General features: G+C 32.2%; 13 protein-coding genes and 3 tRNA genes. 11 read left to right on the top strand and 5 right to left on the bottom strand.

Features of this window, described 5'->3' with window-relative positions; genetic code table 11:
• Positions 1-75 precede the first annotated feature (75 nt).
• From J4T76_RS08100 to J4T76_RS08115, 4 genes are all read left to right on the top strand, one after another.
• The gene (locus tag J4T76_RS08100; protein ID WP_267340640.1) at positions 76-495 is read left to right on the top strand and encodes an OsmC family protein; all 420 of its coding nucleotides are present in this window, start codon (positions 76-78) and stop codon (positions 493-495) included.
• Positions 496-606: 111 nt separating this feature from the next.
• Positions 607-1,956, top strand: coding sequence for an APC family permease (locus J4T76_RS08105; RefSeq protein ID WP_267345540.1), 1,350 nt, complete (start codon positions 607-609; stop codon positions 1,954-1,956).
• 90 nt (positions 1,957-2,046) lie between these two features.
• Complete coding sequence (locus J4T76_RS08110; RefSeq protein ID WP_416380548.1) at positions 2,047-2,670, top strand: LysE/ArgO family amino acid transporter; 624 nt, start codon at positions 2,047-2,049, stop codon at positions 2,668-2,670.
• A 406-nt stretch (positions 2,671-3,076) separates the two neighbouring features.
• On the top strand, positions 3,077-5,038 hold the full coding sequence (locus J4T76_RS08115) for a glycoside hydrolase family 3 protein (protein ID WP_267355616.1): 1,962 nt from the start codon (positions 3,077-3,079) through the stop codon (positions 5,036-5,038).
• 106 nt (positions 5,039-5,144) lie between these two features.
• On the opposite strand, the gene J4T76_RS08120 is transcribed toward J4T76_RS08115, so the two are convergent.
• The 4 genes from J4T76_RS08120 to J4T76_RS08135 form a co-directional block, all read right to left on the bottom strand.
• The gene (locus tag J4T76_RS08120; protein WP_267345545.1) at positions 5,145-5,849 is read right to left on the bottom strand and encodes a tetratricopeptide repeat protein; all 705 of its coding nucleotides are present in this window, start codon (positions 5,847-5,849) and stop codon (positions 5,145-5,147) included.
• 498 nt (positions 5,850-6,347) lie between these two features.
• Positions 6,348-6,423, bottom strand: a tRNA-Lys gene (locus J4T76_RS08125).
• Between the two features lie 20 nt (positions 6,424-6,443).
• Positions 6,444-6,519 (bottom strand) — tRNA-Val (locus J4T76_RS08130).
• A gap of 35 nt (positions 6,520-6,554) precedes the next feature.
• A tRNA-Val gene (locus tag J4T76_RS08135) sits at positions 6,555-6,630 on the bottom strand.
• A gap of 166 nt (positions 6,631-6,796) precedes the next feature.
• On the opposite strand from J4T76_RS08135, the gene J4T76_RS08140 reads away from it, so the two are divergent.
• The 6 genes from J4T76_RS08140 (at position 6,797) to tusA (ending at position 11,140) form a co-directional block, all read left to right on the top strand.
• Positions 6,797-7,783 (top strand): PilN domain-containing protein, encoded by a 987-nt coding sequence (locus J4T76_RS08140; RefSeq protein WP_267340632.1) that lies wholly within the window; start codon positions 6,797-6,799, stop codon positions 7,781-7,783.
• Positions 7,776-8,246, top strand: a complete 471-nt coding sequence (locus tag J4T76_RS08145) for a hypothetical protein (RefSeq protein ID WP_267340631.1) — start codon at positions 7,776-7,778, stop codon at positions 8,244-8,246. Before J4T76_RS08140 ends, J4T76_RS08145 begins: the two co-directional genes overlap by 8 nt.
• Positions 8,243-8,617, top strand: coding sequence for a hypothetical protein (locus J4T76_RS08150; protein WP_267340630.1), 375 nt, complete (start codon positions 8,243-8,245; stop codon positions 8,615-8,617). Before J4T76_RS08145 ends, J4T76_RS08150 begins: the two co-directional genes overlap by 4 nt.
• On the top strand, positions 8,607-9,950 hold the full coding sequence (locus J4T76_RS08155; RefSeq protein ID WP_267355618.1) for a secretin N-terminal domain-containing protein: 1,344 nt from the start codon (positions 8,607-8,609) through the stop codon (positions 9,948-9,950). Before J4T76_RS08150 ends, J4T76_RS08155 begins: the two co-directional genes overlap by 11 nt.
• Positions 9,951-10,077: 127 nt before the next feature.
• The gene (locus tag J4T76_RS08160; protein WP_267340626.1) at positions 10,078-10,884 is read left to right on the top strand and encodes a Cof-type HAD-IIB family hydrolase; all 807 of its coding nucleotides are present in this window, start codon (positions 10,078-10,080) and stop codon (positions 10,882-10,884) included.
• Between the two features lie 19 nt (positions 10,885-10,903).
• Complete coding sequence (tusA, locus tag J4T76_RS08165) at positions 10,904-11,140, top strand: sulfurtransferase TusA (protein ID WP_267340624.1); 237 nt, start codon at positions 10,904-10,906, stop codon at positions 11,138-11,140.
• 38 nt (positions 11,141-11,178) lie between these two features.
• Here the strand turns inward: tusA and J4T76_RS11895 are convergent, their stop codons facing one another.
• On the bottom strand, positions 11,179-11,709 hold the full coding sequence (locus tag J4T76_RS11895; RefSeq protein ID WP_416380255.1) for a protein YgfX: 531 nt from the start codon (positions 11,707-11,709) through the stop codon (positions 11,179-11,181).
• A 145-nt stretch (positions 11,710-11,854) separates the two neighbouring features.
• On the opposite strand from J4T76_RS11895, the gene J4T76_RS08170 reads away from it, so the two are divergent.
• The gene (locus J4T76_RS08170; protein ID WP_416380256.1) at positions 11,855-14,386 is read left to right on the top strand and encodes a penicillin-binding protein 1A; all 2,532 of its coding nucleotides are present in this window, start codon (positions 11,855-11,857) and stop codon (positions 14,384-14,386) included.
• Positions 14,387-14,389: the final 3 nt, after the last annotated feature.

The raw sequence follows: 14,389 nt of genomic DNA on the forward strand, positions 1-14,389 counted from the left end.
GTTTCAAAAAAGCTTATGTTATCTAACTTAAATTTAAAAAGTTTTAAAATAAATTTAAATTGAAAGGAGTGAATAATGAAAGATCGTTTAAAGTGGATTGATGATTTTGGTTTTTTAGGCGAGACCGCAAGTGGTCATTCGTTAGTGATGGATGGTGGGATTGAGCATGGCGGACGTAATCGTGGTCCCCGCCCTATGGAACTTTTATTGCATGGTGCTGCTGGATGTATGGCTTATGATATTATTGCTATATTAAAAAATAAAAAAAAGGATGTGCGGGATCTTTGGATTGAAATTGATAAAGCTCAAGCAGAATCTTCACCAAAAGTGTATACCAAAATTAATTTTCATATTGTAATTACTGGTGTTAAGGTAGATAACGAAACCATTGAATATGCGATAAAACTTGCTTCCGAAAAATATTGCAGTGCCTCTATTATGTTAGGTAAAACAGCAAAAATGTCATATACTTATGAAATAAGAGCACATGAATAACCCTTTTCTTATAACAAAAAATTATAATTTAATAACTAGCTGATCTTAGTGAGTTTTACAGTAATCATTTAACATTTTATCCTATTGATAGATTGTTACAAAGGAATGATTATGCAACAGCTAAGTAAAAATATGCAATTTCGAGATATGGTTATTTTGGGATTGCTTTTTATTGGTCCAGCGGCACCAGTAGGATTATTTGGTGTTTTAGATGCGGTGAGTGATGGTGCCATTGCTTCAGTTTATATTGTTGCCACTTTAGTGATGGCATTTACCGCTTATTCATATGCTAGAATGGCGAATGCTTTACCTCACGCGGGAGCCGTTTATGCTTATTGTTCTCTAGGCATTCATCAAAATGTAGGTTTTTTAGTTGGTTGGTTGTTACTTCTTGATTATATGTTTATCCCAGCCGTTGCTTACTTATTTAGTGGTATATCGCTTAATGCTTTGATACCAGAAGTGCCCGTATGGATATGGACTTGTTTAGCGCTAGTATTAACTACCACATTAAATTTAATTGGGGTTAAAAAATCAGCCAAAATTACCTTACTGATTTTATTGCTTGAAATCGTAGTACTGCTTGCGGTGTTATTTGTTGGTATTTGGATCATAGTAACAAGTGATCTTAGCCGAGAATGGTTAAAACCTTTCATTGGTGGGTCTGCATTTACTTGGAGTCATCTGTTTAGTGCCGTATCTATTGCTGTTTTATCTTATTTGGGATTTGACGCTATTGCCACTTTCTCAGAAGAGAATAGTGGTCAACGCAATTTAGTTAGTAAGGCTATTATTAGTTGTTTAATTTTAGCTGGTTGTCTATTTGTAATACAGATTTACGTTGTATCCTTACTTTCTCCTTATGATGCTGAATATTTACGTAGTCATCCCAAATTACAAGGCAAAGCTTATTATAATATTGTCAATCAAGAAATTAATTTATGGTTAGGATGGTCATTAAGTTTAATGAAAGCTGTAGGAGCTTCATTTGCTGCAATGGTTGGACAGGCTGCTGCAAGCCGTCTTTTATTCAGCATGGGACGCGATAAGCGTTTACCCTTATTTTTTGCAAAAATAAGTCAGAAAAGTGGTGTTCCGATAATGGCAATCTTATTTGCAGCTCTATTTAATTTATGCTTAGTAATTATAGCCGCTAATAGTGCTAAAGGATTGCAGATTCTAGTCTCATTTGTTGATATTGGAGCCTTAACAGCATTTATTATGTTACACACTTCAGTCATTGGTTATTTTAGATTCAAAAAAGCTTCCAAAGGAGGGCTTTCATGGATTTTGGATGTTTTGATACCTATTGTCGGTATCCTTGTACTTTTGCCAGTACTATTACACATTGATAATTACGCAAAAATTGTAGGTATTGTTTGGTTAGCAGTTGGTTTGATAATTCTTTATTTTAATAAAAATAAAGCCCAATTAATTTGGTTTAAAAAAGAGAAATATTAATTATCTCATTGAAATATTTTGAACTATTGATCAATCATATTTATTATACGATAATGCTTGTCCATTTTAACTCAATATTTTAACAAAATGATATCAGAAATATTAAGAGGGGCATTAATTTCAGCCAGTTTAATTATTGCCATCGGTGCACAAAACTTATTTGTTCTCAAACAAGGTTTATTACGAAATCATATATTTTATGTATCGGGGATCTGTTTTATTTGTGATTTTGTATTGATGTCAATTGGAATCCTAGGAGTAGGCACATTTATTAGTAGTAATCCCTTAATCACGAATGTATTAGCAATATTAGGTGCACTTTTTTTAATTTGGTATGGTTTTGGGGCGTTTAAAAGTGCAATTAAGGGAACAAGTAGTATACAACTCCAATCACAAGACTCTAATAAAAGCAGTTTTATCAAAGTAATATTGGCAACGTTAGCCGTTACTTTACTTAATCCACATGTATATTTAGATACTGTAGTGATTGTTGGCGGTATTGCTGGAACGTTAAGCAGTGAACAAAAAATTGCTTTTCTAATTGGTGCTGCGTGTGTTTCATTTATCTGGTTTTTTAGTATTGGTTATGGTGCTAGATTACTTACTTCATTATTTAAACAAAAAAGAATGTGGGTGATTTTGGATTGTTTAGTTGGTGTAATCATGTTTTATATTGCGTATCGTTTAATTTTCCATGTGTATTGTAATAGTTAGGTCAGTTTTCATTCTAGGTGCAATTTCAGTTAGATAGAATATAAGCTAAATCATATTGCGCCTTATTTTATTTTTGTTCCGATGAGTTTAAATTCTCTTCACCTTCCTTTTTGATAAGTAAACTTTTTTAGGAATATTAAATAGATATGTAAAATCACTATTTTGTTGAAGTAATAACAAAAAACTGTGATTATTATCACAATTGTTTCAATTAACCTCAATCGTTGATTTCTTCTTTCTATTATTAATGCTAGTTTATTGAGCATATTTCGGATCGTTACTGTGCAGCTTAACAAGAGAGTATATAAACAAACCTAAGCATTTGGGGGAGCAAAGCGTTTAGGTTTTGTTGTTTTAAGCGCACAAAAATCAGCTTAAATATCATAAGTTATCCAAGGAGTGTAATATGAAATGTAAAACATTGAAGCTAGCATTGTTAATTAGCTCTGTACTAGTATTCAATCCATTATGGGCAATTCAGCAGGTTAAAATTGAAAGTCAAGAATTAAAAACTATCACTGTTGAAAATTTTCAATTTAAAGATATGGATAAAGATGGCAAGCTCACTCCTTATGAAGATTGGCGTTTGACACCAGAACAGCGCGCAAAGGATTTACTAGCTAGAATGACGCTTGAAGAAAAGGCTGGTATGATGATGCATGGTAATGCTCGAAGTTTAGAAGATGAACTTGGTCATGGTGATAAATATAATTTAGAAGAACTCAAGAACCTGATACTGAATGATAAAGTAAATAGTTTAATCACTCGATTAGAAGTTAGTCCAGAAGATTTTGCTCTGCAAAATAATCAGTTGCAAAAAATTGCAGAATCATCACGTTTATCTATACCTTTGACTATCAGTGTTGATCCACGAAATACTTTTTATTATGGTAATGAAAAAACTACTAAAAATGGTTTTAGCCAATGGCCAGGAACATTAGGAATGGCTGCAATTGGTAGTGAAAAAGACATTAATAAATATGGGGATATTATTCGTCAAGAATATCGATCTTTAGGGATAACTCAAGCATTATCCCCAATGGCCGATTTAGGTACTGAACCACGTTGGGCACGTTTTGAAGGCACTTTTGGTGAAAATCCTGAATTGAGTAAAAAAATGGTACGTGGTTATATCTCCGGTATGCAAAATGGAAAAGAGGGATTAAATTCACAAAGCGTTTCTGCCGTTGTTAAACATTGGGTTGGTTATGGTGCGGCTGAAGAAGGGTTTGATAGTCATAGCTTTTATGGAAAATATGCACTATTTACGGAAAAGGATAGTTTAAAAAAACATATTATCCCATTCACTGGAGCATTCGAGGTGAATGTCGCAGCCATAATGCCAACATACTCCATATTGAAAAATGCGCAAATAAATAATCATAGAATCGATCCTGTTGGTGCAGGTTTTAATAAATATTTATTAAAAGATTTACTGCGTGATACCTATAAATTTAAAGGTGTCATCATGAGTGATTGGAATATTACTAAAGACTGTAATGACGTTTGTATTAATGGTACGCCTCAAGGAGTTGCACCTAAAGCTGAAGGGATGCCCTGGGGAGTTGAGAATTTAACAGTGGAAGAGCGTTTTATTAAAGCGATCCTAGCTGGTGTTCAACAATTTGGAGGGGTAAGCAATAGTTCAACTATTGTCTCTGCAGTTAAAAATAATAAATTGGATGAGAAGCTGATAGACAGTGCAGTATTGGCAATTTTAACGCAAAAATTTGCTTTAGGCCAATTTGAAACACCTTTTATTGATCCTAATGAAGCAAGCAAATTTGTTGGTAATCAAAATTTTCAACAAATTGCGAATAAAGCACAATTCAACTCAATGGTGTTACTTGAAAATAAACAACAAACCTTACCACTAGATACTAATAAGAAAGTTTACTTGCATGGTTTTGTAACAGAAACAAAAAATCAATTAAAAAATCAAGTAACTATTGTTGATGATATTGATGATGCGAATGTAGTGGTTGCACGTATTGATGCTCCCTTTGAACAGAATCATAAAAATTACTTTTTTGGTTTAAGACATCATGAAGGTTCACTTGCATTTTCTGCAAATGATAAAAATATTGAATTTATCGCCAAGGCAAGTAAAAAACATCCGGTTATTGTAACAATTTATTTAGATCGACCTGCTGTTCTCACCCCTATAAAACAATACGCTAGTGCAGTTGTGGCTAATTTTGGTGTAAATGATGAAGTATTGTTTGAACGTTTATTGGCGGATAAACCATATATCGCTAAAATGCCATTTGCTTTACCAGATTCAATGGAAAGTGTAATTAAACAATCTTCTGATTTACCAAATGACATGAAATTTTTGTATCCATTAGGATATGGATTGACCCGTTAATTCATCTTGCTTAATATTATTGCTATCTTGGTGATGGCAATAATATTGTTATCATTACCTTCAGCTTATTAATTGATTAAGAAAGCTAATGAACTGCATTCAATTATCAATGAATATTTTTGGAAAGTTCACACGCTTTTTGTAACCCGTTTTTGCAAGCTAAACTATAATATTTTTTTGCTTTATTTTTATCTTTTGATACTGCTGTTCCATTATCATACAACACACCCATTAATAATTGTGCTTGAGGGTTATTGGCTTTTAGTCCTTTTTTAAGTAATTCCAATCCTTTAGGATAGTTTTTATCATTTAATAAATATATGCTCGCTAATGCAGCTTGAGATTTTAGATGTCCTTGATTGGCTGCTTTTTCAAACCACAGTTTCGCTTTATCTAAATCTTGTGGAACAGCTTTACCTTCATAATATATTAAGCCTAAATTATTTTGCGCTCTTATAAAGTTAGCCTGTGCGGCTTGTTCATAGTACATTATTGCTTTTTTATAATCACGTTTTACTCCTTCTCCCTTATTATACATAAGACCTAAATTATATTGAGATGATGTATATCCCTGTTTGGCTGATGCTTCAAACCATTTTTTAGCTTGGTCATAATCTTTCGTATAACCATTTTGTCCAAAATAGTAATTCGCACCTAATGCAAATTGTGCTGCAGCATCCTGTAATATAACTGCTTTTTTGTATAACACTTCTTTATTGTTATAAGTTTCAACTTCATTATAATTAGAATTAGAACTACAAGCAGTCAACAAATTGATCATAATCAATCCCAATAACACTAACTTTTTCATATTATTTCCTTAATCATATCCTTTTGATATTGATACATTTTACATGATATCTCTTTAGATCGTTAGTTGATTTATTGTTGATTGAAAAAGTCAAGATTATAAGTGAACAATAAAATATTTAATATTGTAGATACGCTGATTAAATAGAATTGATTTTAAACAATACTTTTGTAGAAAAGATGTAAGTTTGACTGTTTGATATAACGTGTACTTAACCTTTTGGGCAATATTCGCGTTGATTAAAAATAGTTGAATATTAATTCATCAAATCCAAACATATTAGCGATTAATTAATCATTGTTAATATTTATTTTAAAATAGAAAAATGATAGATGGGTTCGGATCCTTATAATTAAAAACATCGTATTTTTTATGATTTCAGTGCAGACACTTAATGTTAATCAGATTTATTCCAAGCAAATTAGTTAAATGCTTGTACTTTTATAGATCAATATACTGACTTATTGAATAAAATCTGAAAAAAGAAAGATAAAAAAGTGGTGGGTCGTGAGCGATTCGAACGCTCGACAAACGGATTAAAAGTCCGCTGCTCTACCGACTGAGCTAACAACCCATGTAGAAAACTGACAAAAGTGGTGGGTGATACCGGGTTCGAACCAGTGACCCCCTCCTTGTAAGGGAGGTGCTCTCCCAACTGAGCTAATCACCCCAAGTGTTTTATTTCTAAAACGTCACGGTAAAGATTGGTGGGTGATACCGGGTTCGAACCAGTGACCCCCTCCTTGTAAGGGAGGTGCTCTCCCAACTGAGCTAATCACCCTTACCGTGTGGATGTGCATTATAAGGCACGCCTTATTTCAGTCAACCTTTTTTTTTAATTTTCTGCAAAATTAGCTTTGTTCGATTTAATTTTAAACGTTTTTTGGGTAATGTATCACAAAAACTCCTTTTATTCGTATTCATATTGCTTAATGTGACTATGATTTATGGATGAAATTATTTTTATGGTCAGTCAATCAATGAAAATATTAGATAAATGTCAGGTCGTAATTCATGTCGAATCCAATATTATAAGATATAAGATAAATCAATCTAATGGGCGATTAGCGTTTTCCCGTTACGGCAATTTAATTGAATATCATTATCAAAATTTCAATGATATTGATATTTTAGTTAGTCAACTACAAGCAAAATTACCTAAATATACAAAATATGAAATAAACCTTTCTGATACCTATATTCAATTAACCAAGTTAACAAGACCTGATGTTAAATTGCAAATTAACGAAATTGCTTTGTATATTGAGGCTTCGATCTATAAATTATTTGGAGTGTCAGCTAAACATGTCTTTTATGATTTTATTTTTTTGGCTGATAAACAGAACCAGAACCAAATTATGGTTGCAATTTGTGAGCGAGATTATGTTAATAGCTGGATTAGATTATTTAAGGAAAATGAATGTGTAATAAATTTTATTGGTTACACAATTGATAATAAAAAATTCAATTTTTTACCATGGAGACAAAGCCAATATAAAAAGCAAAAATTGTATTTATCAATTGTAATTGTATGTTTGATTGGCGTCATGAGTTGTTTATTTTGTTATATGTGGCGGCAAGCCCATACAAAATTAACCCGCTATAAAACCAATGTTACACATTTACAACTTATTGAGCAAAAGTTAAATGAGCAATTATTGAATTATTTGCCTAATCCCTCAATAAGTCAAAGACAAATCCATCAATCATTAATCTTAATTTCATTACAATTACCTTCAAATATTTGGTTAACTTCGTTCAATTATGAACTCGATAACATAACAATAAGAGGGCATAGTTTTAACTATATTGAACTCACTAATTTTAACTTAAATCTTTTACAACATAAAAACGTCAGTAAAAGCCAAATTAAAATGATTGCTAATAATAAAAGCAGTTTGTCTTTTGAAATGGATATTGACCTAAATGAATAGTGATTTTTACAATCGCCCACTTTGGCAACAATATTTAATCTGTATTTTGTTACTTTTGGTTACTTTTATTACCGGTTATCTGTTATTTATTCACGATATAAGTAACCAATCAGAAGAGCAACAAAAATTATATCAACAAAAACAATTACAAATAGTATCGTTACAATCAAGGCTTATGCTTTATCGATTTGGGCAAAACAGTTCATTGACTATGATCAATCAAAGTGAATTTGCTCAATATATTGAACGAAATCATTTAGTATTAAATGCCTTCAAACATTATCAAACCGAGGAAACAATTAATTGGGATATTGAACTAAACGGTGAATTTATTGATTTTATGAATTTAATCTCAGAGCTGAATAAAGATTATTATTTGAATTTTCGAGATTTAAAGATGATTAAACAGGAATCTTATTTACAAATTATATTTACCTTATTATTTAAAAGGAAAATGGAATGAAGTCAAACTTATCTATAATTAGTTTATTATTGATTACTCATTGTTTTAATGCCATTGCTGAATTAAATTTTAATCGGGATCCATTTGTTAAACCAACGCAGATATCATGTAACGAACAGAAAGAGATATTATTAAAACAGATACAAGCTTGGCGATTTAAAGGCTTTATTAAACAAAAGAGCCATTATTACCCGCAAATTTGGCTTTATTCAGAGAATCATTGGCTAGCCATAAATCATGAGGTTCCGTCTCACGTATTATTTCCCTGGTTTGTTCAATCTTGGCAAAACCATAAAATTGTGTGGCAAGCAAATTTGACAGATTATTGTAATGAAACTATCGAATGGATGATGTCATTAAATGAATCTTAAAGATATACAGACAAAAAAACGACAATTGTTCCAGCAATGTCAACATCTATTATTGAATGTAACAACAAGCTTTTTCATCTCTCTGATTATCATGATATGTACGGTTAGTGCTAACGAAAATCAATTACATTTTAATTTATCTTCTAATCCTGAGTTTTACAATAATGAATTGATTTCATTGAATTTTTATCAAACAGATATTGCTATTATTTTGCAATCTTTAGCTGATTGTAAACAAATGAATCTTATTATGGGTGAAAATTTATCAATAAAACAGACGATTAAACTGCAAAACATAGATTGGCAAAAAGCATTAAGTATTATTTTAGATTCGGCCAATTTACAAGCTACAATGGATGATAATATTTTATTTATTTCCAAAGCTGTCGATCCCGAAATTTTAGAACAAAAACGGCAATCAGAATTAAAGCAACAAGAGCAAAAACAACCATTGGAATCTTTGTCTATCGTAATTAAACATGCTGATCTTACAACTTTAAATGAAACCATATTACAGAATGGGTTATTATCTGAACGGGGCAAAGTTATCATGGATAAACGAACCAATTCACTAATTATTATGGATTTGCCAAAGCAGTTTAAAGCAATTAACAACTTGATTAAGTCCATTGATAAACCAATGCCACAAGTACATATATCCGCTCATATTGTAACAATGAGTAATGAAGGTTTGAACGAATTGGGTATTAAATGGGGCTATTTAGGACGATCATCGCAATTATTAGGTAAGTTTGATGTAGGGTTAGGTATTACTAACTCCACATCAACCATAGGTTTTAATTTAGCTAAAATTTCGGGTAGTTTGCTTAATTTAGAACTATCAGCATTAGAGTCTGAAAATCAAGTTGAAATTATCGCCAGTCCTAATTTATTAACATCTAACCAGAATATGGCGTCAATAAAGCAAGGCACGGAAATTCCTTACGAAGTCTCAAATGGTAGTAATGGAGCAACATCGATTGAGTTTAAGCAAGCGGTTTTAGGATTAGAGGTGACGCCTAAAATACTATCTGAAAATCAAATGCTTTTAGATTTATTTATTACTCAAAACACCGCAGGTCGCGCAATTAAACGTAGCGAAGGAGGAGAAGCATTGGCTATTGACACCCAAGAAATTAAAACCCAAGTGATAGTCAATAATGGCGAGACTCTTGTTTTGGGTGGTATTTTTCAACAAACTAGCGATAATATTAAACGAAATGTTCCAAGCGTGAGCGAGCTTCCGATTATAGGTCACTTGTTCAAATATAAAGGTAAAAAACAGCAGAAAAAAGAACTTGTTATTTTTATCACACCACAATTAGTTGAGTAAATGCTATCAGAGTTGTATCATACAGAGTTTATGATTATATGGTTTACTTTGAAACGGAATTTGTTGTTTCAATGTTTAGTTTTTTTAGTCATCATCATTACAAATTATTATAAAAGTAGAGAATATTATGTTTCGTGTTGTAGCTTCCGATTTAGATGGCACTTTATTAACTCCTGAGCATAGCTTATCACCTTATACTAAACAAGTTCTTCAAGCTTTGCGAAAAAAAAATATCCATTTTGTTTTTGCCACAGGGCGACATCATATTGATGTAGCACAAATGCGAGAAAATATGGAAATTGATGCTTTTATGATTACTTCTAATGGTGCTAGAGTGCATGATAGCTCAGGCAATTTAATTTTTAGCCAAAGTCTTGAGCCAACTTTAGCATGTGAAGTCGCAAAAGAATGCATTAATGATCCATTAGTTTATACTCATGTTTACCGTGGTGATAATTGGCTGATTAATAAAGAAGATGCATACTCTTTAAGTTTTTATAGAGATACAGATTTCACTTATGAATATTTTAATCCTTCTGATTTTGAAACCGATGATATTGCTAAAATTTACTTTACAACCAGTAGTGATTCATTACATCCACATTTAGCTGAACTAAAAAATAGGCTTGTTAAAAAGTATGGTAGTAAAATCAGCATTACTTTTTCGTCTTTAAATTGTCTTGAAATTATGGCTGAAAATGTATCAAAAGGCAGTGCTCTAAAAAAGGTAGTTGAAAAACTTGGTTTCGCTCTAAAAGATAGTATTGCTTTTGGTGATGGCATGAATGATTTTGAAATGTTAAAAATGGCAGGAAAAGGTTGTATTATGCAAAATGCTAGTTTAGATTTACGCCAAAAACTACCACAATTAGAGGTAATTGGTTCAAATGTTGATGATGCCGTACCCCATTATTTAAGTAATTTATTACTATAAATTAATCTAATTATATTTTATGACTCTAACTTTTGATAAAAAACTTGATACTCTGGGATTACGTTGCCCAGAGCCTATCATGCTGGTTCGAAAAGCTATTAGAGAGCTGGCTATAGGACAAGTACTCTATGTGATTGCTGATGATTTTTCCACTACTCGTGATATACCGAGTTTTTGCAGATATATGGATCATGAACTACTTGCATTACAACTAGAATCTAAACCTTATCAATATTGGATAAAAAAATCCCATTGATCTTTTTTTGATAAAAAGTTGCAGGCTAACGATATGATTTAACAGGTCAACCTAATTTGATAAAGATAATAACGTAAAGTACGCCAGTCACTAGGGGAAAAATTATCTGACATTAAAAATAGTGTATGACGTTTATTGGTTCTGCGTGATTGCAAATTCAAAATAATAATGTAACGGAGTATTATGGGATTATGTCTTATATACCACCGTTGTTTAAACCAATAGATCTGATTGATATGATGAAATACTGCAAATTCTCCTTTGATTTTTTTGCAACAACCAATGCTTCGCCACCATTCATTTATTAAAAACAATAGGATAATAAAAGTGTAGTTATTTAATAATGTATCAGAAAATTTTAATAGGCATTCAATAACTAGAATTAAATAAATTATTGATACTATAATGATTTGTTGTAAGGATAGGGTTAATTTAGTTCTCCACATGATAAAAACTCGGTTCAAATAAAACACAATTAATAAATGATGGGAGTAAAAATTGCTTAAAATTAAGCTAAATATGGGAGATAATACGCATAATTGCAGTAATTTTTTATGAGTGATTAACATATTTTCTTTATAACAAGGATATTAAATTCATCATATCAATGTTAATAAAAACTAAGTGTAAAATTATTTACAGGGGTAACAAAAATGCCTTAGTTACCCTTACATTTTCCTTTGAAAATTTAGCTAGGAATAATTTGTGATAATAATTAAAGCGTTAAAATTTTTTCTTAAGTTTTTTATCGGCTGTTTTCTATGTGCTTTAGCCATAGCAATTGCTGGTTATACTTATTATTCAAAAGACTTGCCTGATGTTACAACCTTAAAAGATGTAAGGTTGCAAACACCCCTGCAAATTTTGAGCAAAGATGGAGAACTTATTGCTATCTTTGGTGAGCGTCGACGAACACCATTAAAATACAATGAAATCCCACCAGTTGTTGTTAATGCCGTGATTGCAACCGAAGATGCGAGATTTCATGAGCATTTTGGTATCGATCCGATTGGTATTGTTCGAGCAATGTACATAGGCTTGAAACAAAAAGGGTTTTCGCAAGGGGGTAGCACTATAACCCAGCAAGTTGCAAAAAACTTTTTCTTAACACCAGAAAAAAGTATTGCACGAAAAGCTAGAGAAATTATTTTGGCTATTCGTATGGAAAAAGAGCTTACCAAAGAAGAAATCATGACACTTTATTTAAATATGATCAACTTTGGTTCTAGAGCATATGGTGTTGCCGCCGCATCTTATACTTTTTTTGGTAAAACTCCAGATCAGTTAACCATCGATGAAGCGGCATTGTTAGCTGGTTTGCCAAATGCGCCTTCAGCTTATAATCCTATTTCACATCCTGATCGAGCACTGACCAGACGTAACTGGGTTTTAGGTCGTATGTTAGATCAATCGTATATTACTCAAGCACAATACAATGAGGCAATTAGTAAACCAATTAATGTAAGTTATCATTCACCACAGATCGAATTTTCAGCTCCATATATTGCAGAAATGGCAAGGCAGTTTATGTATGATAAATTTGGTGAAAATGCTTATACTGATGGCTATAAAGTCTATACAACTATATCTAAAACTGACCAGATAGCAGCAGAGCAAGCCGTACAAAAAAATATTATTGATTATGATATAAGACATGGTTATCGTGGTCCTGAAAAAACATTATGGAAAAATAACGAAAAGGCGTGGAATGATGAACAAATTCAAATAACGCTAAAAAAATATACTTGCTATAGTGGTATGTGTCCTGGTGTTGTTATTCAATCTTCTGATTCAGAAGCAAATGTAGTTTTAACCGATAAATCTAAAATCGTTATATCATTCCAAGATATGAAATGGGCTCGTCCATTTATTAGTGATACTCAACAAGGCGCTTTTCCGAAAAAAGTATCTGATACATTAAAATCAGGGCAACTCATATGGGTTAAGAAAACAAATGATAAATGGGCGTTAGCACAAATTCCAGCAGTCAACGCTGCGTTAGTTTCACTGGATTCAGACAATGGGGCTATCAAAGCGATTGTTGGCGGTTATGATTTTTATTTAAGTAAATTTAATCGTGCTACTCAAGCTCTTCGTCAATTAGGATCAAATATTAAACCTTTTATCTATACATCTACATTGGAAAAAGGTTTAACTATGGCGACACTACTCAATGATGCACCCATTGTTCGTTCGACAGGAAGTGCGACTTGGAGGCCTAAAAATTCTCCACCAAATTATGCTGGACCATTACGTTTAAGAATTGGTTTAGGGATGTCTAAAAATGTAATGATGGTTAGAGCGCTACGAGCTGTAGGTATTAAATATGTAGCAAATTATTTAGAAAGATTTGGATTTCCAAAAGAAAATATCTCTCTTAATGAATCATTAGCTTTAGGTTCTGCATCATTTACACCCTTGCAAGTAGCTAGAGCTTACTCAGTGATTGTCAACGGTGGATATTTAATTTCACCTTATTTAATTGAAAAAATTGAGGAAAATAATGGTAGTGGTGTTATTTATCAACATCAACCTTTGATTGCATGTAAAAATTGTACTGATGGGGTTATTAATACAGGGTCAACGCCAATATCACTAAATAATGTTGAGAATGAAATAAACGAATCAGATAATGAAGAACCTGAACAAGCTAATCTTAAATCAGATGATACTATGGTATTACCAAATATCAATTCAGATAATAAAACTATAGATGTTACATCACAATATGCACCACATACGATCAATAGTGGCTTAGCTTTTATTATGAAAGATGGACTAAGATCAATTGTATTTGGAGGGGCTGATTGGCAAGGTACAGCCTGGCGAGTAAAAGTATTAGGTCGAAAAGATGTGGGAGGTAAAACAGGTACCACAAATGCATCTAAGGATGTTTGGTTTTCTGGCTTTGGTGGCAATATTGTAACAACTGTATGGATGGGATTTGATGATCATCGGCGCAATTTAGGCCGAACTATTCGAGCGGAAGCTGGGTCAGTGACAGCAAATCCAGTTTGGATTGATTATATGAAAGTTGCCTTGCAAAATGTACCTATAAAAGAAGATACAAAACCGGACAATGTTATATCTGTAACCATTGATCAAAAGACAGGATTATTACCTCAATCAGGCTCTAAAACATTGTCTGAATATTTTATTAAAGGTACTGAACCAACATCTTATACAACTCAAGAAGTAGAGACTAGTGTGACCGATTCTCAAGGTAACACTCAGGAACTATTCTAGTAA

Source organism: Gilliamella sp. B3022 (assembly GCF_028751545.1).
Classification (GTDB): domain Bacteria; phylum Pseudomonadota; class Gammaproteobacteria; order Enterobacterales; family Orbaceae; genus Gilliamella.

Coding starts and splice junctions, on each gene's coding strand:
- J4T76_RS08100 (WP_267340640.1), top strand. CDS start 76: ATGAAAGATCGTTTAAAGTGGATTGATGATTTTGGTTTTTTAGGCGAG.
- J4T76_RS08105 (WP_267345540.1), top strand. CDS start 607: ATGCAACAGCTAAGTAAAAATATGCAATTTCGAGATATGGTTATTTTG.
- J4T76_RS08115 (WP_267355616.1), top strand. CDS start 3,077: ATGAAATGTAAAACATTGAAGCTAGCATTGTTAATTAGCTCTGTACTA.
- J4T76_RS08120 (WP_267345545.1), bottom strand. CDS start 5,849: ATGAAAAAGTTAGTGTTATTGGGATTGATTATGATCAATTTGTTGACT.
- J4T76_RS08140 (WP_267340632.1), top strand. CDS start 6,797: ATGGATGAAATTATTTTTATGGTCAGTCAATCAATGAAAATATTAGAT.
- J4T76_RS08145 (WP_267340631.1), top strand. CDS start 7,776: ATGAATAGTGATTTTTACAATCGCCCACTTTGGCAACAATATTTAATC.
- J4T76_RS08150 (WP_267340630.1), top strand. CDS start 8,243: ATGAAGTCAAACTTATCTATAATTAGTTTATTATTGATTACTCATTGT.
- J4T76_RS08155 (WP_267355618.1), top strand. CDS start 8,607: ATGAATCTTAAAGATATACAGACAAAAAAACGACAATTGTTCCAGCAA.
- J4T76_RS08160 (WP_267340626.1), top strand. CDS start 10,078: ATGTTTCGTGTTGTAGCTTCCGATTTAGATGGCACTTTATTAACTCCT.
- tusA (WP_267340624.1), top strand. CDS start 10,904: ATGACTCTAACTTTTGATAAAAAACTTGATACTCTGGGATTACGTTGC.
- J4T76_RS11895 (WP_416380255.1), bottom strand. CDS start 11,709: ATGTTAATCACTCATAAAAAATTACTGCAATTATGCGTATTATCTCCC.